The organism is Actinomadura rudentiformis (assembly GCF_008923185.1).
Classification (GTDB): domain Bacteria; phylum Actinomycetota; class Actinomycetes; order Streptosporangiales; family Streptosporangiaceae; genus Spirillospora; species Spirillospora rudentiformis.
In genome coordinates this window covers 119,095-140,979 of the sequence record NZ_WBMT01000015.1, presented here as the reverse complement: position 1 = coordinate 140,979, position 21,885 = coordinate 119,095, and the positions used below count along the sequence as shown (strand labels likewise).

Here is a 21,885-nt window from a genome sequence, read left to right as displayed (position 1 = left end):
AATGTTACGGTCGATCTGTATCGATCACTACGAAATGGAGTCAGGGCGATGGCGACGCTTGAGGGCAAGACGGCACTGGTGACGGGCGCGAGCCGGGGGATCGGGCGGGCCATCGCCGAACGGCTCGCCGCCGACGGCGCGCTCGTCGCGGTGAACTACGCGCGGGACGAGGCCGCGGCCAAGGAGGTCGTGGCGGCGATCACCACCGCCGGCGGGCGCGCCTTCGCCGTCCAGGCACGCCTCGGCACCGAGGGCGACGTCGACACGCTCTTCGCGGCGCTCGATCCAGGCCTGCGCGAGCACGGAGCCGCCCGTGAGATCGACATCCTGGTCAACAATGCGGGAGTCGGCGCGGCCATCACGATCGAGGACGTCACGCCCGCGCTCTATGACGAGGTCTTCGCGGTCAACACCCGCGCCACGTTCTTCACGACCCAGCGAGCACTCTCCCGGCTGCGCGACGGCGGCCGCATCATCAACATCACCACGGGCGCCACCCGGATCGCCTTCCCCGAAGCCATCGCGTACGCGATGACCAAGGGCGCCATCGACACCTTCACCCTCGCGCTCGCCCAGCACCTCGGCCCGCGTGGTATCACCGTCAACAACGTGGCACCCGGGATCATCGACACGGACATGAACGCGGACTGGCTCCGCGGCAACGCCGATGCCGAGGCCCATGCCGCCTCCCGCGCCGCGCTCGGCCGTGTCGGCCGGCCCGACGACGTGGCCGCGGCCGTCGCCTTCCTCGCCTCAGCCGACGGCCGCTGGGTCACCGGCACCACCATCGACGCCACGGGCGGCTCCCACCTCTGACCCGCGGAACGCGACGAAGGCCGCCCGGGGTCCCGGACGGCCTTCGTCGCGCTCAGCTCATCGTGCGCCGGAGCCCACGGTGGCCTTGGGAGCCACGCGTGCGCTGGGCGCGAGCGCGTTGACAGGGATGTCTCTGGTGTTGAAGGCGTACCTGGCCGCCGAGTCGGCGATGGCGTCGGAGTTGACGTCCAGCGCGGTCAGGTTGACGTTGGTGATCGTGTCGCAGGCCAGGTGGTAGCAGACGTCGTAGGCGACTCCAGCGGTGCCGCCGAAGAGGGCCGCCTCGGCGGGCGTCTTCAGGCCCTCGGCGCCGGTGAAGATCCCACCGGACGGGATGCCGACCGCGATGAAGGGACCGTAGTCGGAGCGACCGTCGAAGTCGGTGCCGACGTGGCCGAGGTTGCGACGGTCGAAGAACCGCTCCAGCTGCTTCTCGATCTGCGCCGAGCCCGGCGGGCCCGCGGGCGCGCCCGTGGCGTCGGAGTCGTCGCCGTCGTAGAGCTTGTAGGCGTAGTTCGGCGACGCGACCATGTCGAAGTTCAGGTAGAGCCGGATCTTGTCCTGTTCCGCCTGCGACAACTTCGCCACGTACTGGTCGGAGCCGAGCAGGCCGATCTCCTCGGCGGCCCAGAACGCGAAGCGCATCTTGTTCTTGACCGGGAAGTGCCGCATCTGCAGTGCGGTTTCGAGGATCGCCGCAGTGCCCGACCCGTTGTCGTTGATGCCGGGGCCCTCGGGGACGCTGTCGAGGTGCGCGCCGATCATGACCACGTTGCCGGGGTTGCCATGCCGCGACTCGGCGATGACGTTGTGGTTGGTGCCGAGGACCAGGTTGGAGTCGACCTTCAGCCGGACGGTGGCGCCCGGGGCCGTGGCGAGCTCGTTGCCTACGGCGAAGCTGGAGAACACCATGGGGATCCCGGCCCGCCACTCACCGATGTTGAGCGGGAACGGGTCCGTCCGGCCCGGCTGGCCCTCGTTGAAGATGATGATGCCCGACGCCCCTGCGCGCCCGGCGTTGAGCACCTTGGTGGCGAACGGGCAGGTGCCGCGCTGGATCAGCGCGATCCGGCCCGCCACGAACCCGTTGAAGTCCGAGGTCTCGCAGCCGCTGGTCGAGGTCGGCGTCGGCGTCGGCGGCAGCACGAGGTCGACGCCCTGGACCTGCGCCGTCACGTCACCGGCGGGCGACGGCTCGAACGTGACGAAGTCCGTACCCGGCGTGTAGGTCTTCGGCGTCGGTGACGTCTGTGCCAGGACCGGCGGGGTGTTCTCGCTCCAGCTCTCCACGAAGTTGATCGGGTCGAGGGTCACCTTGTAACCGGCGGCCCGCAACTTCTTGGCGACATAGTCGCGCGAGGCGTTGTAGCCGGGCGTCCCCGCTGCCCGGTTGCCCCCGTTCGCGGTCGCGATCGCCTGGAGGGCGTCCAGGTGCTTCTTGACGTTCTCGCCCTTGACCTTCGCCACCAGCACCTTGGCGAACACATCGTCGAGGGAACCGGCTTCGGCCGGCGCGGACACGGACAGGGGCAGGATCACGGCCGCGGCGACCATTACGGCACCGGCGACCCGCCTGCGACGGCGAATACGCACGCCAACTCCTTTGTTAGGACGAATCGACGCAAACCCCCCGGAACTTCCGTTCCTGGAAAGTAACGCCGACCCGCTACAGAGGAAAGGGCGCAGTCACCCCGGCGCCGCCCACAACCGGCCACAGCCAGGGATAAGGCCTGATCTGGCCAAACGTGGTCGCGTCAGCCGACCGGGACGTCAGTGCGGAGGGCCGCGACCAAGCCGGATACGCGCGGGTCGCTTGAGGCGTCGTCCAGGGAGCGGCTGAGAGTCTCGTAGTACGTCGGCGACGCGTTCTCCACAGCGGCGCGCCCTTCGTCGGTGATGACCGTGTAGACGCCGCGACGGTCGTTCGCGCAGAGGTCGCGGCGAGTGAAACCGGCGGTCTCCAGACGCGCGACAAGGCGGCTGACCGAGCTCTGGTTGAGGCCGATGAGGTCGGCCAGCTCCTGCATTCGCAGCTCACCGTCGTCGGCGTGGGAGAGGCGGCACAACGCCCGGAACTCCGAGAGCCCGATGCCGTGGCGGCGCTGAAGCGCCTTCGCCAGCTCGTTCTCGACCCGGCCGTGCAACGTCACGACCTGGTCCCAGACCAGCGCGTCCATGTCGTCCTCGCCTTCACCTGTTGACACCACAGTACATGCAAGACCAATATCTGCATGTGCATGCAACGCATGTACATGCATGAAGGAGGATCATGAGCATCGAGAAGATCGCCACCACCCCGGACTGGTACGCGCCGTACCGGATCTCACAAGCGATCAAGGCCGGCGGCCTCATCCACGTCTCGGGCCAGGCAGGCATCGACGAGCAGGGCAAGACCGTCTCCGACGACTTCCTGGCCCAGGGCCGTCAGGCATTCGCCAATATCGAGCGCGTCCTGGCCGAGGCCGGCACCGGCCTCGGCGACGTCGTCAAGGTCGGCATCTACGTGACCGACATGGCGGCCAACCTCGACAAGGTGATCCGGCTACGCGAGGAGTTCCTCAGCGAGCCCTACCCCGCCGACACCCTGCTAGAGATCTCCGCGCTCGCCCAGCCCGACTGGCAGATCGAAGTCGAAGTAACCGCACTCGCCCCCTAACAGACACGCCCGCCCTGAATGTGACGCGCCCTCGAACGCACCGCGGTCCCGCTGCTGCCACACATCGCCCCAGCACAACACGTCCGCGCCAGATCCCACGCTCTCGCGCTGAAGCCACACGCTCGCCCCTGGCAGAGCACGCTCGCGCTCTACCAGACCCTGCCCCAATCGCCTTGCTCACCCGCCAGAAGCGCAACCCTGCGCCACACGCTCGCCCGCCATGCGACGCGCTCGGGCTGGTGCGACGCGTTCGCCCGTAATGCGCGTGGAAGCGTCCGCGACCATGCGACCCGCTAGATCTGACCGAAAGAGGTAGGACCACATGACCATCAGTCCCTTGTTGCGCGCGTACCGGCGCGGTGCCCTCGACCTTCCGAACCGCATCGTCATGGCCCCCATGACCAGGGGAAGGGCCGACGATCTGACCGGCGTGCCCAGCCCGCTGGCCAAGGATTACTACGCGCAGCGCGCCGGGGCCGGGTTGATCGTCAGTGAGGGCGTGTACCCGAACGTGCTGGGCAAGGGCGGACCCGGCATCCCGGGACTGGTGACCGAGGCGCAGGTGGCGGCGTGGCGGGAGGTGACCGACGCCGTTCACGCGGCCGGCGGGCGTATCCATGCCCAGCTCTGGCACGTGGGGCGCATGTCGCACCCGTATGTGCTGCCGGACGGGCAGCGGCCCGTGGCTCCTTCCGCCGTCCGTATTGAAGGTGAGCAGATCTTCACGGCCCAGGGCTTGGTGGATCATGTCACCCCGCGTCCGCTGACGACCGCGGAAGCCGAGGCGACGGTTGCGGACTTCGCCGCCGAGGCACGGAACGCGATCGCGGCCGGCTTCGACGGCGTCGAGATCCACGGTGCGAACGGCTACCTGATCCAGCAGTTCCTCGCCGAGAACACCAACGTGCGCACCGACCGCTACGGCGGCTCGCGCAACGGGCGGCTGCGGTTCGCGATCGAGGTCGTGGAAGCCGTCGCGGCCGAGATCGGAGCGGACCGGACCGGGCTTCGGATCTCCCCCGACAACCCGGAGAACGAGATCGCGGAGGAGAACGCGCAGGACACCTACCGGACGCTCGTGGACACGCTGGATCCGCTCGGGCTCGCCTACCTGCACGTGATCGAACGCGGCGCGTACGGCGCCCTCGCCGACCTGCGGCCGCGCTGGTCGGGCACCTTGATCGGAAACTTCAACGGCCCGGAACCCACCACGCCGAGCGCGGGGGAGAACGTTCTCAGCGCAGGTCTGGCCGACCTCTTCTCGTTCGGGCGGCACTTCATCGCCAATCCCGACCTGCCCGCCCGCATCGCCTCAGGCGCACCCTTGAGCCCGCCGAACCGAGGTCCCGCCTATGGCGGCGGCGCCGAGGGCTACGTCGACTATCCCGCCCTCTCTGATTCGCGCATCTAACTCACCGGGACGTTCCAGAAGTCGAGCTCGTGCCGCATCCCCTCCAGGAAGAACTGCTCAGCACGCTCCCGATCCGGGCCGGCCTCATCGAGCATCTGGGCACAGCGCCTGGTCAGCTCGGCGAAGCCGGAGTCTGCGTAGGTGTCGACCCAGCGCCTGTAGCGCGGCTCGGCCGGGGGGTTCTCGGCGAGCCGGAGCCCGAGCGTCGAGTAGCCCCACATGCACGGGTAGAGCGCGGCGAGCCCATCGCCGTACGAGGCGGCGCTGTCCAGGAGGAAGCGGGTGTAGGCGGCGCACGCCGGTCCCTTGCTCGCGCCCTCCAGGTCGGCGGCGAACTCCGCGGCCAGCGAGCGGTGCAGGGAGAGCTCCTCGTGGAACGTGGAGTGCGCGAGATCGACGAGGTCCCCGAGATGCGCCGCGGGAGCCTGCCAGGCCAGCCGCGAGAAGACCCGCACATAGTCGAGGAGGAAGAGGTAGTCCTGCTCCAGCCATGACCGGAACACCGCCTCGTCCAGGTCACCGCTCGCGATGCCCGCCACGGTCGGGTGCTTCAGCTGCTCCTCGACCAACGGCAGGCCGAGTTCTTCCAGATGCGCCGCGAGACTCATGCCCGAAGTCTCCCACCGGGCCCGCAATGACGAAGACCCCGCCGGACGTCTGTCCGGCGGGGTCCCACGTCCCAGCCGATGTGTGGGGTCGCCTCTCGGCGAAAGGCACAATGCGGCTCCAGCCGGACGGTATTCCGCAAAGGCAAAAGGTGAGGCCCGGGGACACCCAGGCACACCGGCCGTCAGATGTAACCGTCACCCGCCTGGGATTGTTCCCGTCACCGGCCGTTCACCTCACGGCCGCCAATGGGCCGCTGCAGGGCCGTCTGGACGCGGCAGCGTGGAGGTGTGCGATCTGGCATGGCCCGTGCGACAGGAGCGGTGATCCTCACCCTCGCGCTGACGGGCTGCACGGCGGCCGCAACGGCCTCACAGAAGAAGACGATCGTGGTCGGCGTGAAGTCCGACCAACCCGGCCTGGGCTTGCTGGAAGGCGGCTCCCACAAGGGCTTCGAGGTCGACGTCGGCACGTACATCGCCCGGCGGCTCGGGGCGACGCGCGTCACGTTCCAGACCGTCACGTCGGAGGACCGGGAACGGCAGCTCGGCGCGGGCAGGGTCGACCTCGTGCTGGCCTCGTACTCCATCACCGCCGAACGTGCGACGAAGGTCACGTTCGGCGGGCCGTACTACGTGGCCCACCAGGACATCATGATCCGGAGGAACGAGCAGGGCATCCGCTCGGTCCGGGATCTGAGAGGCCGCCGCATGTGCGAGGCGAGCGGTTCGGTCTCGACTCAACGCGTCACCCGGGGCCTGGGGATCACACCCCGGCTCGTGCCGTCGCCGTCCTACAGCGACTGCTTCAAGAAGCTGCTCGCCGGCCAGGTCGACGCGGTCTCCACAGGCGACCTGGTCCTCGCGGGGTTCGCGGCCAGGGCGCAGGACCGGGTACGCATCACCAACACCCCCTTCACCGACGAACGTTATGGGGTGGGCCTGCGCAAGGGCGACGTCGAGGGCTGCGAGCGCGTCAACAAGGCGATCACGCAGATGTACCAGGACGGCACGGCCTCCCGCCTGCTGCGCAAGTGGTTCGGCCCCGCCGGGCTCCAGCTGACCGAGTCGGTCCCGGAGTTCGAGGGCTGCTCCTGAACGTCGGACGCCGCTCCTGAACGTCGGGAGTCACCCCTGAACGACGAAAGACCCCGCTCGACACGGGGTCCTTCGTCGGGGCCGATGCGCGGGTCGCCTCACGGCGGAAGGCTCAATGCGGCTCCAGCCGAACGGTATTCCGCAAAGGCAATGGTTAGGCCCGGGGGACACCAGGCACACCGACCATCAGATGTAACCGCGACCGCCTCCACGTTGTTCCCGGCCTCAATATGTAGCGTCCACTACAAAATATGGCTAATCTGTAGCAGACGCTATAGAAACCAGGGAGACCTCATGTCCCTCGCCCGAACCGTCCAGGGCTCCGGTCCCGGCCTGGCCCTCGCCCATGGCGCGGGCGGCGGCATCGCCGCCAACTACGGCCCGATCCTGGACGCCCTCGCGGCCGAGCACACCGTCGTGGGTGTGGACTACCCCGGCACGGGCGAGACGCCCCGCGCCGCAACCCCGTTCGAGTTGGACGAACTGGCGGACGAGCTCGTGGACGCCGCCGTCGCCGAAGGCCTGGAGACCTTTGCGATCTCCGGCTACTCCCTCGGCACCGCCGTCGCCGTGCGCGCCGCGACCCGCCATCCCGAACGGGTGACCGCCCTCGTCCTGACCGCCCCGTTCGCCCGCCCCGACACCCACTTCCGCCTCGCGGCGTCGATCTGGTCCAAGCTCCACGCCTCCGGCGATCACACCCTGCTGGCCGAGTTCCTGCTGCTCCTGGCCAACAGCCCGGCCGCGCTGGACTCGATACCCGCGGCCGACCTTGCCGGGGTCGTGCACGCGACCGCAGGCTCTCTGCCGCCCGGCACCCCTGAGCACACCGAGATCCTGCCCCGGGTCGACGTCCGCGCCGATCTGGCCCGGATCAGCGTCCCCACCCTGGTGATCTCAACGACCCGCGACCGGCTCGTGCCGCCGTCCCTGCACCGCGAGGTCGCCGCCCAGATCACCGGCGCCCGCCTGGCCGAGCTCGACACGGGTCATCTCCCGTTCGCCGAACGCCCGGAGTCCTGGGCCAAGCTGATCACTGACTTCATCGCCGGCGCGGCCGGTCGAGCTCGATGCGCAGCGACTTGATCACGGTGGCGAGCATCTCGTAATGCCCGGCGAGCATGCACAGCTCGACGCACTCCCGGGGAGACAGATGCCGGCGCAGCCCGGCCCAGGCGGCGTCATCGAGATCGCCATGCTCGTGCATGTGATCGACGGCGGTGAGCATGGTCCGCTCGCGCGGCGTCCAGCCGTCGGCGACCGGGCCGACGCCGAGCCGCGTGACGTCGTCCGCGTCCACACCGGCACGGCGACCGAGCCGGATGTGGTGTTCGAACTCGTACGCGCAGTCCCGCAGATGCGCGACCCTCAAGATCACAAGCTCGGTCTCGCGACGCGGGAGGATGCCGCGCGGCATCAGCCGCCCGCCGAACCGGACCCAGGCCCGGAAGAGCTTGCGATGCCTCGCCAAGGTCAGGAAGAGGTTCGGGGCGGTGGTGCCGCCCGCGAGGCCTACCAGCTGGATGGCCACCCAGTTGGGCAGCCCGACCTCACGAAGTCCACCGGGTGGTATACGGGGCTCAGGCACGGGCGTCCTTCTCCGGCTCGTCGAGGTATCTGGTCATCGCGGCGTTCAGTGCCCGCATGATCAAGTTGTACACCCCGGGAACGTGGCGCTGGACCAGATGCACCAACCGGACGTCGCCGGACGTGAAGATCAGATACTTGTCGCGTTCGACGCCCCGCACGAGGGCCCGTGCCGCCTGGTCCGGTGAGACCGCGCGCTTGCGGAACAGTGCGATCGCCCGCCGGGCCCGGGGCGCCTCCCGGTCGACGCCGACGATGTCCACGCTGTTCACCAGCGGTGTGTCGATGCCGCCGGGGCACACCAGGCTCACGCCGATCCGATGTCGACGCAGGTCGAAGCGGAGCACCTCCGACACCCCGCGCAGGCCGAACTTGCTCGCGCTGTACGCGGCGTGCCAGGGCAGCCCGAACAGGCCCGCCGCCGAAGACACATTGACCAGATGACCGCCGCGCCCGGCGTCGATCATCGGCGGGACGAACGCCTCGATGACGTGGATCGGGCCCATGAGATTCACGTCCACCATCCGCCGCCAGTGCCGGTGCGCGAGCCGGTCGACCGTGCCCCAGGCCGACACCCCCGCGACGTTCATGACCACGTCCACGCTTCCGACCTCGGCGTGCACGCGTTCGGCCAGGCGCAGCACGTCGGCGTGGTCGGCGACGTCCACGGGCTCGGCGAGGACCACCGTCGCGCCGGTGGCGCGAATGGCACCGGCCGTCTCCGCCAGGCCGCCGGCGTCGATGTCGGTGAGCACCAGGGCGGCGCCTCGTGCCGCCGCGACCAGCGCCGTACTCCGGCCCAGCCCGCTCGCCGCGCCGGTGATCAGGCACGTCTTGCCGGACAAACTCGTCACGGCACACAACCTAGACAGCCATAGACATTGATGTCTATCGCTGTAGACGCCAGTGTCTATGCGTTCATCAACCGGGCGACCATGGCGACGAACGGCTCCCTGAGCGCCGCCAGCCCCGCGTGATCGCCGGTAAGAACACGGGTCGTGACCAACGAGATCAGCGCACCGACGGCCGACTCGCACGCGAGCCTTTGCTCTGCGGTGACGGCACCGAACAGCTCGGCCACCCATTCGGTCAACGTGGCCTGCACGGTCAGCCTCCGGCCCAGCACCTCGACGCCCGCCGCGTACACCTCCACGAGAAAGACCCGCGCCGCCTCGGGCTCCGCCGCCAGCCCCGCCAGGTACGCGCCGATCACCCGGTCGAACCGCTCCAGCGGGGTGCCTCCGAGCCGCAGCGCCGCCTCCATCCGCTCCGCCAGGATGTCGGTGACCAGCTCGTACGCGGCGATGAAGCACGCTTCCTTGTTGGCGAAGTTCTCGTAGAAGGTCAGCCGCGACACCCGGGAGCGCTTGAGCACATCGGCGACCGAGGTCGCGACGTACCCCTTCTCGGCGGCCACCTCCACCATCGCCACCAGCAGACGGCTTCGCTGCTGTGCCGCGACCTCTTCCCGGGTCAGGCCGTGCGACCCGCCCGACAACGGCTCGGCGGAATGCGTGCGCAACGAGGACGGCTTCTCCACGCGGCCATGCTAGAAGTCAGCGGCTCCCGGCGAGGATGCGCTTGCGTTCCCCGGTGTACTCCCACCAGGGCCGGCCAGGCAGCCCGTCTGCCTGGTCCACGGCCGACATCACCGTGTCGAGCAGACACGGATCATGCCGCACGCCGTCCGCCGCACACATCTCCTCGAACACCTCGAACGCGTCCCGCCCCGCCAGCTGACCGACCCGCGTAATCCCGATCCGCCCGAACTTGCGCGCAATGGCCGGACCGACGTTCGCCAATGTCACCAGGTCATCTCGTTCAGTACTCATGACTCCACAAGACCAGCCCGGCCCAGGTTCCGTCTTGTCGGAAACGGACACGCGACCATCCCAGCGATACATTCACCCGGCGGGCAGAGGCGGGCACGTCACCGGTCCGGTGCATCGCTTGAAGTTGCCCCTGGTCATTTGCGCGGCTCTTCGTCGGACCTTCAGTTGTAAATCTGGCTGTACATCGGGTGCGGTCGCTCGCCGAGGGGCGGCGGCGACGCTCACCTCCATGACAGAAACCGCCGCGTGGCACGGCGATACCCCTCGGCGGACACACTTCGACATGCGTCGAGATTTCGGCGGCCTAGCGTCTGGCCATGGCAGACGAAACACCGGCCACCGACGACCGGCCGCCGTCCCAGGTCGTCAACGAGATGGTCGATCACGTCCTGGAGCTCGCGGCCACCTGGACCGCCTGGGACGGCACACCCTGCCCGATCGACGACCGGATCTACACCCCGCACAAGGCGATCCGCCGCGTGGCCGACCACCTGGTGGACCACTTGGCCGAGGTCGAGGCACGCCTGGCCGGAGTCGGGCCGATCCCCGACCACTGGCACGCGTCGTCGTTCACCGACGCTGCGGACCTGGCCCCGTTCACGCAGAAGGACCTGGACGAGGCACGCAGCCGCCTCACCCGGCTCGCGCAGATCTGGACGGTCCGCTTGGACGCCCTGTCTCCCGACCAGCTCGACCGCTCGCCCGGTGACGGTTGGACGTTCCGCCAGATCGCCTTCCACCTGACCGAGTCCGCGTACTACGCCGACGCCGTGGGCGACCTCACCTCCTGACCACGATGAGGGGCCGCAGACCGTACTGGTCTGCGGCCCCGGAAGTGCCGCACTCAGGTCATCGTTTGCTGATTTGGTGGCACTGCTTGGCGATCTGGCGGCCGCTGACGTAGAGGTGAACGCAGGCGCTGCCGGTCTTGAGCTTGAGGTTCTTGAGCGACCGGTATCCCCTGTTCTTACAGCCGCTGTGGGTCTTTCCCTTGCTGACCTTCATCTGCCCATGCGCGGGTTGGCTACTGGCCCGAGCCTGGCGACGCCTCGTTCCGAGCAGCCGACGAACGTGCGAAGGAACACGGCCGGGGACGGGGCCCATGGAGTACGCACGGGTCCCTGGTGCGCTTCGATCTCGCAAGTCATTTGGGCTGGGCAGCCTTGCCAAGCCTGCCCTGAGGGGTTGGCCCGAGCATCATCCCTCGGCACCTGCCGACGATGTCGCCGCAGCGATTCGACACCATGGCCTCGGCGCTCAAGAAGCAGCAGAAACAGGCCTGACTATTCGCGGGCTGAACCTGTCTTGGCAGAGTCGCCCGAGGTCGGTTCGGCTTTGGTGTGGAGGACCTCGCGGGCCTGTTCGGCAGCGCGGGTGAGGCTTTCGGTGACGAAGTCCAGGAAGCGGGCGGTGTTCTCCAGGCGGGTGGCGGCCGGGGTGCCGGGACCGAGGACGGCCACACCCTGCCGTGCGGTCTCGACGAACTGGGCGTTGTCCCGGGCGCTGCGGATCATCGACTGGTACCAGAGGTCGTCGTCGACGACGTAGCGCTCGCGGCGGCGTTCGTCACGTTCCCGGCGGACGAGATCCAGGCCCTCCAGGAACGCGATCGCCTTGGAGACGGACGCCGGGCTGACCTGGAGGCGCTGGGCGAGTTCGGACGCGGTGAGGCTGCCTGAGTCGGTGGTGTAGAGACAGCCCATCACCCGGGCCATCATCTTGGGCAGCCCCGACTGCATGAGGACGGTGGTGAACGTCTCCTCGTACTCCCGCACGGCCTCGGGATCGCGTCCGTGGGCTTGCGGGATTGCGGCTTGCTCTCGGGGTGTGCCCTGGCGGCGCCGGTGGGCGCGGCGTTCGGTGGCGCGGTGGGCCAGGTCGGCACGGTAGGCAGTGGGGCCACCGTTGCGCATCACCTCACGCGTGATCGTGGAGGTAGGACGGTCGAGACGCCTGGCGATCTCGGCGTAGGCCAGGCCGTCGGCCAAGCCCAGCGCGATCTGCTGGCGGTCCTGCTGGGTGAGCCTGCCTCCCGGCATCGCGATCTCCTTGGTGCTCCTTGAGCCTTGGCACCTCCACGATAGCGTTCACCTTCAATTCATTGCAACAGAGAGAGGAATCTCTGTTGCTTTACCCTCAAGACCACTGCAACGATTTACCGACCTTCACCAGCAGAAACATCATCTGTATGCAAAGATCTCGTTGCGTGATCCATGAAGGCAACGTAGCTTTTCCAACATCCGAAACGACGAGCCGCAAGGAGAACGCAATGAAGTTCGACACCCCCGCCCCGATCGCCGCCGTCCTGGACATCCCCGCCGGACGCGTGCAGTTCATCGCCGCCGACCGCACCGACACCGCGGTCGAGGTCCGGCCCGCCAACGCCTCCAAGGGCCGCGACGTGAAGCTGGCCGAGCAGACCACGGTCGACTACGCCGACGGCGTCCTGCGGATCGAGGCCACGGCGAACAAGAAGAACCAGATCCTCGGCCCGTCCGGATCGATCGAGGTGACGGTTCAGCTGCCCGCCGGTTCCCGGGTCGAGGCGAAGGCGGCCAGCGCCGACTTCCGGGGCGTCGGACGGTTCGGCGAGGTCGCCTTCGAGGGCTCACACGGCTCGATCAAGCTGGATGAGGCCGCGAGCGTCCACCTCACCACCGATGCCGGTGACGTGGAGGTCGGCCGGCTCAACGGTCCCGCGGACGTCAGCACCACAAAGGGCGACATCCGCATCACCGAGGCCGTACGCGGCACGGTCGTGCTGCGCACCCAGGCCGGCGATGTGTCAGTCGGCGCCGCCCGCGGCGTCTCGGCATCCCTGGACGCCGGCACGTCCTACGGCCGCATCGACAACGCCCTCAAGAACGACGGCGCCGCCGACCTGAACATCCACGCCACCACGGCCTACGGCGACATCGTCGCCCGCAGCCTCTGACCGAGCACCTCATTCATGACCAATCACGGCGGACAGACAGGAAGGGTGGTGGGCCGCAATGCAGGAAGCACTCCTCGCGCTCTGGCAGCTCACCCCCGTCCGCCTTGCCGCCCGCCTGGGGAACATCGGCCTCAACACGATCACCGCCCAGGAACTCCTCGACGCCCTGGTCCACACCGAGCTGATCGCCGCCCTGGTCGCCATCGCCTGGCTGATCCCTTGGGAGCGCATCGCCCTCGCGACCTACCGCTCACTCCGTCGCCGCCAAGCCTCGATGAGCACCACCGGCGCACGCACCAGCCTGCGCCGCGTGCTGAAAATCACCAACCGCGCCAGCTCTTCAGACCCCCACAGTGACTACCATCGAACGGCCCACGCCCGGCTGACACTCTCTTCCTCAGCCCTCGCGGCCATCTCACGCCTGGCACTCAGAACGCCGGACTTGCGTGCCTGCAAACGCCGTGCGGGGCAGGGCCGCGTGATCAAGAGGGCCTAGCATGTCAGGTTCCTTCGGTCAGATCCGCCGTGCGAAGTGACCCCCCATATTCAAGAGAGCGTGTCTGCCGGTCCTCGTTGTCGTCCTGGGCGTCGCCGGTTGTTCAGGGGAGGGCCGGAGGAAGACCGCGGCCACCGCGAAGTCCGCGCCCTTGGCCGCGAGTTCGGCGAGGGCAAAGGTGTGTAGTCCCGACAACAGTCACCCGGACGTTCCCCGGACGGCGCCGAGGCAGGTGTGGTGGGAGCGCTTCAGGGGCGTTGCGGTGCCGTTCTCGCCGGCGGTCGGACCACTGGACATCCAGGGCGACATTGCGCGCTGCTACGCGCACACGCCGCGCGGGGCCCTGATCGCCGCGGTGCAGATCAGCGTGCGGCTCGACCGGTCGACACGGTGGCAAAAGATCCTGGAGCAGCAGGTCGTGGCGGGCGAGGGCAAGGCGGCCTATGCGCGGGTGCGGGCCTCCCGTCAGGTGCCATCGGACGGGGAGGCGGCGCAGATCGCAGGGTTTCGGATCGTTTCCTACACGCCCCAGACCGCGGTGGTCGAAACGGTGTCGCGGGACCCCGCGCGCGGCGCCCGCACAGCCCGGACCACGACCGTGAAGTGGGACGGCGACTGGAAACTCGCGCCTACCCCGGAGGACTCCACGGGCTCGGCGCCCCAGGTCGTGAACTCGCTCTCCGAGCGCAGGGACGATGTCGTCCCCTGGTGTGTGGTCACCTCAGCTTGAGCGCCCGGTGAGGTCGAGAAGGCATCCGTGGGTGCAGGCGGAAGCCCAGGTGGCGGTTGACGCCTCAGCAGGACGTCACCCAGCACGACATCATCGTGGCCGGGCGGGGCCATCCGCTCCGTACCGGTCAGGCGGTAGCTCGGGTGCTCGGGCGCTGCACCTCGGCGAGGCCGACTTGGCCAAGCCCCTATTCGTGATGCCTTGGCCTCATTCCAGCGAAGAGGGCTTCGAACACGCGGTCCACGTACTCGTGCGTCAGCGGCTCTTGCGTGATCAGGAACTGGAAGTACAGGGGCCCCGAAAGGATCGACATGGCCAGGTCCAGGTCGAACTCGGGTGACAGTTGCCCCTCGTCGCGGGCCTTCTTGAGCCGGGCGACGCTCTTCTCCGCCTGAGGGGTGATGAAGCGCTCGTTGAGTGCGGCAGCGACCTTGGAATTGCGCTGGGCCTCGCCCACGAGGGCCTGGAACAGAGGACCCAACGGCGGCCGGCCCAGCAGATCGACGGCCGTGTAGGTCTGCTCGCGCAGGTCGGCCAGGATGTCGCCGGTGTCCGGGTAGTCGAGTGAGACGTTCAGCGACAGCACCGAGTCGAGGAACAGGGCGCCCTTGGAGGACCAGCGGCGGTAGATCGTGTGCTTGCCGACGCCGGCACGGGCGGCGACCGCCTCGATGCTGAGCTTGGCGTAGCCGATCTCCTGGGCCAGCTCGATCGTGGTGCGCATGATGGCCTCGGTCTTGTCGGCGACTCGGGCGCTTTGGTTGTCAACCATGCCGCCACTTTACGGCACGGCACGTGCCGTGTTGACGACGGGCCCCGACTTCGTCCACACTGATCGCGTTTGGAAACGGCACGGCACGTGCCGGTCCATTCCGCTCACCGGTCGGCTTAGCGTTCACCCTCAATCCATTGCAACAATCAGATGAGTGTTGTTGCGTTAATCTCCATGGTTGTTGCAATGATTATACTGCTTTGACCTGCGTAAATATTGTTTGGATGCAAAGATCTCGTTGCGAGATCCTTGAAGGCAACGTAGCGTTTCCAACATCAGAAACAACGAGCCTGCAAGGAGAGAACGATGCAGACGTTCGACACCCCCGCCCCGATCGCCGCCGTCCTGGACATCCCCGCCGGACGCGTCCAGGTCGTCGCCGCCGACCGCACCGACACCGCGGTCGAGGTCCGGCCCGCGAACCCCTCCAAGGGCCGCGACGTGAAGTTGGCCGAGCAGACCACGGTCGAATATGCCGACGGCGTCCTGCGGATCCAGGCCACGCACAAGAAGAACCAGATCCTCGGCCCATCCGGGTCCATCGAGGTGATGATCCAGCTGCCCGCCGGTTCACGAGTGGAGGCCAAGGCCGCCGCCACCGAGTTCCGGGCCGTGGGACGGCTGGGCGATGTGACCTTCGAAGGCGCGTACGACCAGATCAAGGTCGACGAGGCCGCGAGCGCCCGCATCACCGCCGTCGCCGGTGACGTCGAGGTCGGCCGCCTCGCCGGCCCCGGGGAGATCAGCACCAGCAAGGGTGACATCCGCGTCGCCGAGGCCGTACGCGGCCAGGTCGTCCTGCGCACGGACATGGGCGACATCGAGGTCTCCGCGGCGCCGGGAGTCTCGGCCTCGCTGGACGCCGGCACCAGCTACGGCCGCATCGAGAACGGCCTCAAGAACGACGGTGCCGCCGGGCTCACCATCCACGCCACCACCGCCTACGGCGACATCACCGCCCGCAGCCTGTGACCCGCAGTCTCTAAGGAGCACCCATCATGACGAACCTGGCCATCGCAGCGACCGGGCTGCGCAAGTCCTACCGCGACAAGAACGGCGAAAAGGTCGTGCTCGACGGCGTCGACCTGGCCGTCCCCGAAGGAACGATCTTCTCCCTGCTCGGCCCGAACGGCGCCGGCAAGACCACCACCGTCCAGATCCTGTCCACCCTGATCGGCGCCGACGGCGGCACCGTCCAGGTCGCCGGCCACGACCTGGCTCGCCAACCCGACGACGTGCGCGGCGCGATCGGTGTCACCGGCCAGTACTCAGCCGTCGACAAGCTGCTCACCGGCGAGGAGAACCTGCTCCTCATGGCCGACCTCAAGCACCTGTCCCGCAAGGACGGCAAGCGCAAGGCCGCCGAACTGCTGGAGCGCTTCGACCTGGTCGACGCGGCCCGCAAACCGGCCGGAACCTACTCCGGCGGCATGCAACGCCGCCTCGACCTGGCGATGACCCTGGTCGGCGACCCCCGCCTGATCTTCCTGGACGAGCCCACCACCGGGCTCGACCCGCGCAGCCGCCGCTCCATGTGGCAGATCGTCCGTGAACTGGTCGCCAGCGGCGTCACCATTTTCCTCACCACCCAATATCTGGAGGAAGCCGACCAGCTCGCCGACCGCATCGCCCTCCTCGACCACGGACGGCTGATCGCCGAAGGCACCGCCGACGAGCTCAAGCGCCTCATCCCCGGCGGTCACGTGTCACTGCGGTTCGCCGACGACAACGCGCTCAAGAACGCGCTCGGCGTGCTCGGCCGGGGCTTCGTGGACCCCTCCGACGACGACCGGCTCACCCTGCAGGTCCCCTCTGACGGCGATGTCGCGTCGCTGCGCGAACTGCTCACCCAGCTGGACGCGGCGGGCATCGAACCGGCCCACCTCAGCGTGCACACCCCCGACCTCGACGACGTCTTCCTCACCCTCACCGGCCAGAAGCAGGAGATCACCCGATGAGCACCCTCACCCTCGCCATGCGCGACAACTCCACCATGGTCCGGCGCCAGCTCAAGCGCCTGCTCCGCTACCCGTCCATGACCGTGCAGCTGGTCGCCACGCCCGTCATCATCCTGATCGTGTTCGTCTACGTCTTCGGCGGCACCCTCGGCGAAGGGCTCGGCGGCGGCGGCCGCGACGCCTACGTCAACTACGTCGTCCCCGGCATCCTGCTCATGGCCGTCGCCACCGCCGCGACCGGAACCGCCGTCATGGTCGCCACCGACATGACCGAAGGCATCATCGCCCGCTTCCGCACCATGCGCATCTCCCGCGCCTCGGTCCTGACCGGCCACGTCGTCGGCAGCGTCATCCAGCAACTGCTCGGCATGGCCGCCGTCATCGGCATCGCCTTCGCGCTCGGTTTCCGCCCCAACGCCACCGCCATCGAATGGCTGGCCGCCACCGCACTGCTCACCCTGTTCGTCGCGGCCATCACCTGGCTGGCAGTGGCCCTCGGCATGAAGTCCCCGACCCCCGAGGCCGCCAGCAACGCCCCGATGCCGCTGATCCTGCTGCCCTTCCTGGGCAGCGGCTTCGTCCCCACCGACTCCATGCCCACCGTCCTGCGCTGGTTCGCCGAGTACCAGCCCTTCACCCCCGTCATGGAGACCCTCCGCGGCCTGCTCATGGGCACCCCGATCGGCAACAGCGGCGCCATCGCCACCGCCTGGTGCACCGGTATCGCCCTCGTCTCCTACCTCTGGGCCAAGAACACCTTCAACAAGGCCTGACCATGAACCGGCCGAACAGGGCCGTCAGACCAAAAGGTCTGACGGCCCTGAGCCTTTTCTGTAGTGCGGACCACGACTCCCGCGGAGAGCGCAGCCCAGGCGGCGTTCATGCGGGGTAAACCTGCATGGCGAGTGTGGCCACGCGGTCGAGCTCTTCGGCGGTGGCACCGTCTTGGGACTGGCGCGACATCCCCTGCACCGTCGCCGCATAGAACGTGGCGAGTCCTTCAACGTCAGTATCCGCCGGGATACGGCCCGCCTTGACGTCGCTCTCGATACGTTCGGCGAACGCCCGTTTGGCGGCGAGACGATGAGCGCGCAGTTCCTCCTCGACCTCCTCGGCCTCGGGGCCGTGGTTGATCGCGGCGGTGATGATCAGGCAGCCGGGCGGGTGCTCGGGATCGCAGTAGTTGACGGCGGCCTCGCGAAGAACACGTTCAATGGCCTGGCGGCCCGTGGGCTCCTCGGCGAGAGCGCGCGTGGTGAACGCGCCGTGGGTCTGCTGGTAGCGCTCGACGGCCTCGCCGAAGAGCTTCCGCTTGTCGCCGAACGCCGCGTACAGGCTCGGCGGGCGGATGCCCATGGCGGCGGTCAGCCCTGCGATCGAGGTCGCCTCGTAGCCGTGCCGCCAGAACTCCCTGAGGGCCTTCTCCAGCGCCGCGTCACGGTCGAAGGCGCGGGGGCGGCCGGGCGTTCTGCTCATGACCTCATTGTATAGCGGTCGATACAAATCTTGGTGGTTCCTCTGGAGTAACCGAGCGCACCGCAAAGTGCGTTCTTCCGGACCCGCGCGAGCCGTCCCACGCTATTGCCGGTTACCAAAAAGAACTGACGAAGGAGTCGGCATGTCCGATCGATGGGACGCGCGAGCGTGGAGCGTGTTGTTCGTCCTGTGCGGCGCGATCTTCCTGGAGGGGATCGACGTGGCGATGCTGAACGTGGCGTTGCCCGCCATCCGCTCCGACCTGGGACTTTCCACCGGGATGCTCAGCGGGGTGGTCAGCGCGTACGTGCTCGGCTACGGCGGCTTCATGTTGCTCGGCGGCCGCGCCGCCGACCTGCTGGGCCGTCGCCGGATGTTCTTGTTCTGGCTCGGGGTCTTTCTGGCGTTCTCGGGCCTGGGCGGGTTCGCGACCGAGGGCTGGCAGCTGCTCATGGCGCGGTTCGTGACCGGGGTCGCCGCCGCGTTCATGGCGCCCGCCGGGTTGTCCCTGGTCACCGCGAACTTCTCCGAGGGCCCGAAGCGCAACAAGGCACTGCTCGTGTACGCGGGGACGGCGGCGGGCGGGTTCTCGCTCGGCCTGGTCGCCGGCGGCCTGCTGACCGCGCTCGGCTGGCGCTGGGTGTTCTTCGCACCCGTCATCTTGTCGGCGGTGATCCTGCTGGCCGCGATCCCGCTCATCAAGGACGACGCCGTTCGTGAACGCGGCCGCTTCGACATCGCCGGATCGGTCACCGCGACGGGCGCAATGCTGCTGCTGGCGTACGGCGTCGTGCGGCTGGAGCACCCCACGAAAGGCCTTAACTGGACCATCGCCTCATTCGCCGTCGGCCTCGTGCTCCTGGCCGCGTTCGTGATGATCGAGCGGCGCTCGGCCGCACCGCTGGTCCGGCTGGGCATCCTGCGATCGGGTCCGCTGGTCCGAGCCAACCTCGGAGCCCTGCTCTTCGTCGGCTCGTTCGCCGGCTTCCAGTTCCTGGTGACCCTCTACCTGCAGGAACTCCGCGGCTGGTCGGCGCTCCAGACAGGCCTGGCGATGCTGGTGATCGGGATCGACACGGTGCTCGCCCCGACGCTGACGCCCAAGCTGGTCGAGCGTTTCGGCAACGTCCGCGTGATCTTCGTCGGCCTGCTGCTCTCCGTCGCGGCCTACGCCCTCTTCCTTCCAGCGGGTCTCGACTGGGCCTACACGCTCATGCTCCCGAGCATGGTGCTGCTCGGCCTGGCCTTCTCGATCACGTACGGGCCGCTCACCATCGCGGCCACCGACGGCATCGCGGAGGAGGAGCACGGACTGGCGGGCGGACTGCTCTACACCTCGATCCAGTTCGGCATGGCGCTCGGCATCTCGACCGTGAGCGCCGTCAACGTCGCCGCCGGCGCCGGACTCGACGGCTTCCGCACCGCCCTGATCGTCCCTGTCGCCGCGGCCGTCATCGGCTCCGCCGTCACCGCCACCGGCCTCGCCCGCAGAACCCCCATGCCCGTCCCCGCCCAGGTCTGAGGAGAACGTCATGGCCACGAAAGTGAAGACCTTCGCCGAGCTCCAGGACGAGTTCGACGCCTACATCGGCGACATCGTCTACGCCACGATGACCACGGTCGACAAGAAGGGCCGCCCGCGCGCCCGCGTCCTGATCCCCATCTGGGAGGTCGTGGACGGCAAGCCGGTCGGCTGGCTCGCCACGTACAAGACCCCTGTCAAAGAGGCACACCTGGCGAACAACCCGCACACCACGTTCTCCTACTGGACCAAGCGGCAGAACGCGGTCGCCGTCGACACCGTCGCCGAATGGGTCGACGACCTCGACATCAAGAAACGCGTCTGGGACCTCTACAGCAGGACGAGCCCCAAGGGCGCGGGCTACGAACTGGGGCAGTTCTGGACGAGCCCCGCCGATCCCAAGCTCCACGTCCTGCGCCTCGAGCCCTGGCGCGTCCAGGTCATCCGAGGCAGGGACCTCCGCAGCAAGATCTGGCAGCCGTCCTAAACCATTCCTACTGAGATGCCCAACTAACCGTGCCCGGTGACGGCGGACCGACCCGTCATCGGGCACGTCCACGTCTCCGCTGATCCGAGAGATTCGAGATCTCCGTCGCGGGCAAAGGGCAGAGAGATCACGGGCGCGAGTCTCGCGATCAGAACCTCGGTAAGCCTCCGAAACGCACAAATCCATGCATAACATCCCGCCAGAGGTAAAGCCGTGACCAGGACGGGTGGCCAGAGCGCTCCAGGCCAGGGAGAGTAAGGACATGTCCTCTCGCACCCCTCCGCGACGCACGTCCGCGCACCCCAGCGGCCCGCGCGTCGAGGCGTGCGATCGACACCGCGAAGAGCTCACCAGAAGACGCTGCGGAAGGCTCGCACCCCCGAAGGCGCCGGGGTATGCGGCGAAGCCCCATCGGGGGCGTGGGGGCGGAGCCCCCACATCGGGGGTCTGGGGGTCGCCCTCCAGGCAAACACAACGAAGGAGTGGCGGGGTGACGGGCTTCAGCCCGCGACCACACCACTCCGAACTCCGAGTGGGCGAGGAGGGATTTGAACCCTCACATCCTTTCGGACACACGGACCTGAACCGTGCGCGTCTGCCGTTCCGCCACCCGCCCAGGGTGTCGCATCGGCCCACTTGGGGCGTGCTCGAAAAGGCTAGCACGTGCCCAGCAGTGGTTAGGTATCCAGATACTTGGAGCGAACCTTCGCACCGATACGATCGTCTACCAGTGGGGAAGGGAGGTGCCCGTGGGCGTCATTCAGCGCTTCGAGCGAAGGCTTGAGGGCATGGTCGAAGGAGCCTTCGCCCGGGCCTTCAAGTCTGAGCTGCAGCCGGTCGAGGTGGCCAGTGCTGTCCAGCGCGAGATGGACGATCGCGCTGCGATCGTGGCTCAGGGCCGGACGCTGGTGCCGAACGACTTCGTCGTCGAGATCTCGGAACAGGACGGCCAGCGGCTACAGGTGTACGCAGACAGCCTGAGCCAGGAGCTGGCGAATCTGGCCCGCGAGTACGCGAAGGAGCAGGGGTACTCCTTCGTGGGGCCGGTGCGTGTCCGTTTCGAGAACGCCGGCGATCTGGCCACGGGCATGTTCCGGATCAGGTCCGGCGTCATCCGCGGCACGACGGTGGAGGGCGGCGAGATCCGCCAGCCGCCGACGGACGTGCCACGGGGCCCGGCGGGGGCGTTCGGCGGCAATCCGCGGCTGTTGGTCACCACGGCCGTGGAGGGCACGCCCGCGACGCAACGCACGTATGAGATCAATACTCCGGTGACCTTGCTGGGCCGCGGCACCGACTGCGACCTGCGACTCGTCGACCCGGGCGTATCCCGGCACCATGCCGAGATCCGCGTAGAAGGTCCCGAAATCGTTCTCGTGGATCTAGGGTCGACCAATGGCTCTTTCGTAAACGGTCAACCAATACGGCGGGTGACGCTCGTCGACGGTTCCCGCGTCACGATGGGCCGAACGACCCTTGTGTTCCGCCGCGACAGGGAGTAACC

The 21,885-nt window shown here is 68.2% G+C and carries 26 protein-coding genes and 1 tRNA gene; 15 read left to right on the top strand and 12 right to left on the bottom strand.

Annotated features, from left to right (window positions below):
• Positions 1 to 48 precede the first annotated feature (48 nt).
• A complete protein-coding gene (locus F8566_RS29620) occupies positions 49 to 816 on the top strand; it encodes an SDR family oxidoreductase (RefSeq protein ID WP_151565134.1) in 768 nt (255 codons plus the stop codon).
• Positions 817 to 873: 57 nt separating this feature from the next.
• Here F8566_RS29620 and F8566_RS29615 read toward each other — a convergent pair whose 3' ends face one another.
• The gene (locus tag F8566_RS29615; RefSeq protein ID WP_225993640.1) at positions 874 to 2,409 is read right to left on the bottom strand and encodes a M28 family peptidase; all 1,536 of its coding nucleotides are present in this window, start codon (positions 2,407 to 2,409) and stop codon (positions 874 to 876) included.
• Between the two features lie 161 nt (positions 2,410 to 2,570).
• Entirely contained in the window at positions 2,571 to 3,020 is a 450-nt protein-coding gene (locus F8566_RS29610; protein WP_225993639.1) for a MarR family winged helix-turn-helix transcriptional regulator, read from the bottom strand.
• A gap of 65 nt (positions 3,021 to 3,085) precedes the next feature.
• Between F8566_RS29610 and F8566_RS29605 the strand changes: the two genes are divergently transcribed.
• Both F8566_RS29605 and F8566_RS29600 read left to right on the top strand, forming a co-directional pair.
• On the top strand, positions 3,086 to 3,472 hold the full coding sequence (locus tag F8566_RS29605; protein ID WP_151565133.1) for a RidA family protein: 387 nt from the start codon (positions 3,086 to 3,088) through the stop codon (positions 3,470 to 3,472).
• Positions 3,473 to 3,794: 322 nt separating this feature from the next.
• Entirely contained in the window at positions 3,795 to 4,883 is a 1,089-nt protein-coding gene (locus tag F8566_RS29600; protein WP_151565132.1) for an alkene reductase, read from the top strand.
• Here the strand turns inward: F8566_RS29600 and F8566_RS29595 are convergent.
• Positions 4,880 to 5,491, bottom strand: a complete 612-nt coding sequence (locus tag F8566_RS29595; RefSeq protein WP_151565131.1) for a TenA family protein — start codon at positions 5,489 to 5,491, stop codon at positions 4,880 to 4,882. The two genes, F8566_RS29600 and F8566_RS29595, sit on opposite strands and share 4 nt — an antisense overlap.
• Positions 5,492 to 5,791: 300 nt before the next feature.
• Between F8566_RS29595 and F8566_RS29590 the strand changes: the two genes are divergently transcribed.
• Positions 5,792 to 6,586: a glutamate ABC transporter substrate-binding protein gene (locus tag F8566_RS29590; RefSeq protein WP_151565130.1), complete on the top strand. Its 795-nt coding sequence runs from the start codon at positions 5,792 to 5,794 to the stop codon at positions 6,584 to 6,586.
• A gap of 294 nt (positions 6,587 to 6,880) precedes the next feature.
• Positions 6,881 to 7,672, top strand: a complete 792-nt coding sequence (locus tag F8566_RS29585; protein WP_151565129.1) for an alpha/beta fold hydrolase — start codon at positions 6,881 to 6,883, stop codon at positions 7,670 to 7,672.
• On the opposite strand, the gene F8566_RS29580 is transcribed toward F8566_RS29585, so the two are convergent.
• Genes F8566_RS29580 through F8566_RS29565 form a run of 4 tightly spaced genes read right to left on the bottom strand, consistent with a single transcriptional unit; the run spans position 7,629 to position 10,005 of the window.
• A complete protein-coding gene (locus F8566_RS29580) occupies positions 7,629 to 8,174 on the bottom strand; it encodes a carboxymuconolactone decarboxylase family protein (RefSeq protein WP_151565128.1) in 546 nt (181 codons plus the stop codon). The genes F8566_RS29585 and F8566_RS29580 overlap by 44 nt on opposite strands.
• A complete protein-coding gene (locus tag F8566_RS29575; RefSeq protein WP_151565127.1) occupies positions 8,167 to 9,027 on the bottom strand; it encodes an SDR family oxidoreductase in 861 nt (286 codons plus the stop codon). The genes F8566_RS29580 and F8566_RS29575 overlap by 8 nt, the downstream gene beginning before the upstream one ends.
• A gap of 56 nt (positions 9,028 to 9,083) precedes the next feature.
• The gene (locus F8566_RS29570; protein WP_225993638.1) at positions 9,084 to 9,713 is read right to left on the bottom strand and encodes a TetR/AcrR family transcriptional regulator; all 630 of its coding nucleotides are present in this window, start codon (positions 9,711 to 9,713) and stop codon (positions 9,084 to 9,086) included.
• 16 nt (positions 9,714 to 9,729) lie between these two features.
• Positions 9,730 to 10,005 carry a helix-hairpin-helix domain-containing protein gene (locus F8566_RS29565; RefSeq protein WP_192809919.1) on the bottom strand — a complete coding sequence of 92 codons (276 nt, stop codon included), beginning with the start codon at positions 10,003 to 10,005 and terminating at the stop codon, positions 9,730 to 9,732.
• Between the two features lie 317 nt (positions 10,006 to 10,322).
• Between F8566_RS29565 and F8566_RS29560 the strand changes: the two genes are divergently transcribed.
• Positions 10,323 to 10,796 carry a hypothetical protein gene (locus tag F8566_RS29560; RefSeq protein WP_151565125.1) on the top strand — a complete coding sequence of 158 codons (474 nt, stop codon included), beginning with the start codon at positions 10,323 to 10,325 and terminating at the stop codon, positions 10,794 to 10,796.
• Positions 10,797 to 10,854: 58 nt separating this feature from the next.
• Here F8566_RS29560 and F8566_RS50185 read toward each other — a convergent pair whose 3' ends face one another.
• Both F8566_RS50185 and F8566_RS29555 read right to left on the bottom strand, forming a co-directional pair.
• Positions 10,855 to 11,010 carry a hypothetical protein gene (locus F8566_RS50185; RefSeq protein WP_192809918.1) on the bottom strand — a complete coding sequence of 52 codons (156 nt, stop codon included), beginning with the start codon at positions 11,008 to 11,010 and terminating at the stop codon, positions 10,855 to 10,857.
• 278 nt (positions 11,011 to 11,288) lie between these two features.
• Positions 11,289 to 12,044: a GbsR/MarR family transcriptional regulator gene (locus F8566_RS29555; protein ID WP_151565124.1), complete on the bottom strand. Its 756-nt coding sequence runs from the start codon at positions 12,042 to 12,044 to the stop codon at positions 11,289 to 11,291.
• 230 nt (positions 12,045 to 12,274) lie between these two features.
• Here F8566_RS29555 and F8566_RS29550 point away from each other — a divergent pair, with 230 nt between their 5' ends.
• The 3 genes from F8566_RS29550 (at position 12,275) to F8566_RS29540 (ending at position 14,166) form a co-directional block, all read left to right on the top strand.
• Positions 12,275 to 12,940, top strand: coding sequence for a DUF4097 family beta strand repeat-containing protein (locus F8566_RS29550; protein ID WP_151565123.1), 666 nt, complete (start codon positions 12,275 to 12,277; stop codon positions 12,938 to 12,940).
• Positions 12,941 to 12,998: 58 nt separating this feature from the next.
• Complete coding sequence (locus F8566_RS29545) at positions 12,999 to 13,436, top strand: hypothetical protein (RefSeq protein WP_151565122.1); 438 nt, start codon at positions 12,999 to 13,001, stop codon at positions 13,434 to 13,436.
• Positions 13,437 to 13,698: 262 nt separating this feature from the next.
• The gene (locus F8566_RS29540; RefSeq protein ID WP_151565121.1) at positions 13,699 to 14,166 is read left to right on the top strand and encodes a hypothetical protein; all 468 of its coding nucleotides are present in this window, start codon (positions 13,699 to 13,701) and stop codon (positions 14,164 to 14,166) included.
• 187 nt (positions 14,167 to 14,353) lie between these two features.
• Here the strand turns inward: F8566_RS29540 and F8566_RS29535 are convergent, their stop codons facing one another.
• Positions 14,354 to 14,938 carry a TetR/AcrR family transcriptional regulator gene (locus tag F8566_RS29535; protein WP_225993637.1) on the bottom strand — a complete coding sequence of 195 codons (585 nt, stop codon included), beginning with the start codon at positions 14,936 to 14,938 and terminating at the stop codon, positions 14,354 to 14,356.
• 306 nt (positions 14,939 to 15,244) lie between these two features.
• Between F8566_RS29535 and F8566_RS29530 the strand changes: the two genes are divergently transcribed.
• The 3 genes from F8566_RS29530 to F8566_RS29520 are packed head-to-tail and all read left to right on the top strand — an operon-like array spanning position 15,245 to position 17,669.
• The gene (locus F8566_RS29530; protein ID WP_151565120.1) at positions 15,245 to 15,910 is read left to right on the top strand and encodes a DUF4097 family beta strand repeat-containing protein; all 666 of its coding nucleotides are present in this window, start codon (positions 15,245 to 15,247) and stop codon (positions 15,908 to 15,910) included.
• A 26-nt stretch (positions 15,911 to 15,936) separates the two neighbouring features.
• Complete coding sequence (locus F8566_RS29525) at positions 15,937 to 16,896, top strand: ATP-binding cassette domain-containing protein (RefSeq protein ID WP_151565119.1); 960 nt, start codon at positions 15,937 to 15,939, stop codon at positions 16,894 to 16,896.
• The gene (locus F8566_RS29520) at positions 16,893 to 17,669 is read left to right on the top strand and encodes an ABC transporter permease (RefSeq protein WP_151565118.1); all 777 of its coding nucleotides are present in this window, start codon (positions 16,893 to 16,895) and stop codon (positions 17,667 to 17,669) included. The genes F8566_RS29525 and F8566_RS29520 overlap by 4 nt, the downstream gene beginning before the upstream one ends.
• A 106-nt stretch (positions 17,670 to 17,775) precedes the next feature.
• Here F8566_RS29520 and F8566_RS29515 read toward each other — a convergent pair whose 3' ends face one another.
• On the bottom strand, positions 17,776 to 18,372 hold the full coding sequence (locus F8566_RS29515; protein WP_151565117.1) for a TetR/AcrR family transcriptional regulator: 597 nt from the start codon (positions 18,370 to 18,372) through the stop codon (positions 17,776 to 17,778).
• Positions 18,373 to 18,514: 142 nt separating this feature from the next.
• Between F8566_RS29515 and F8566_RS29510 the strand changes: the two genes are divergently transcribed.
• Both F8566_RS29510 and F8566_RS29505 read left to right on the top strand, forming a co-directional pair.
• Positions 18,515 to 19,894, top strand: coding sequence for an MFS transporter (locus tag F8566_RS29510; protein WP_151565116.1), 1,380 nt, complete (start codon positions 18,515 to 18,517; stop codon positions 19,892 to 19,894).
• Between the two features lie 10 nt (positions 19,895 to 19,904).
• The gene (locus tag F8566_RS29505) at positions 19,905 to 20,381 is read left to right on the top strand and encodes a pyridoxamine 5'-phosphate oxidase family protein (protein WP_151565115.1); all 477 of its coding nucleotides are present in this window, start codon (positions 19,905 to 19,907) and stop codon (positions 20,379 to 20,381) included.
• Between the two features lie 533 nt (positions 20,382 to 20,914).
• Here F8566_RS29505 and F8566_RS29500 read toward each other — a convergent pair.
• Positions 20,915 to 20,997: transfer RNA gene (locus tag F8566_RS29500), tRNA-Leu, on the bottom strand.
• A gap of 133 nt (positions 20,998 to 21,130) precedes the next feature.
• Here F8566_RS29500 and F8566_RS29495 point away from each other — a divergent pair.
• Entirely contained in the window at positions 21,131 to 21,883 is a 753-nt protein-coding gene (locus F8566_RS29495) for an FhaA domain-containing protein (RefSeq protein WP_151565114.1), read from the top strand.
• Positions 21,884 to 21,885: the final 2 nt, after the last annotated feature.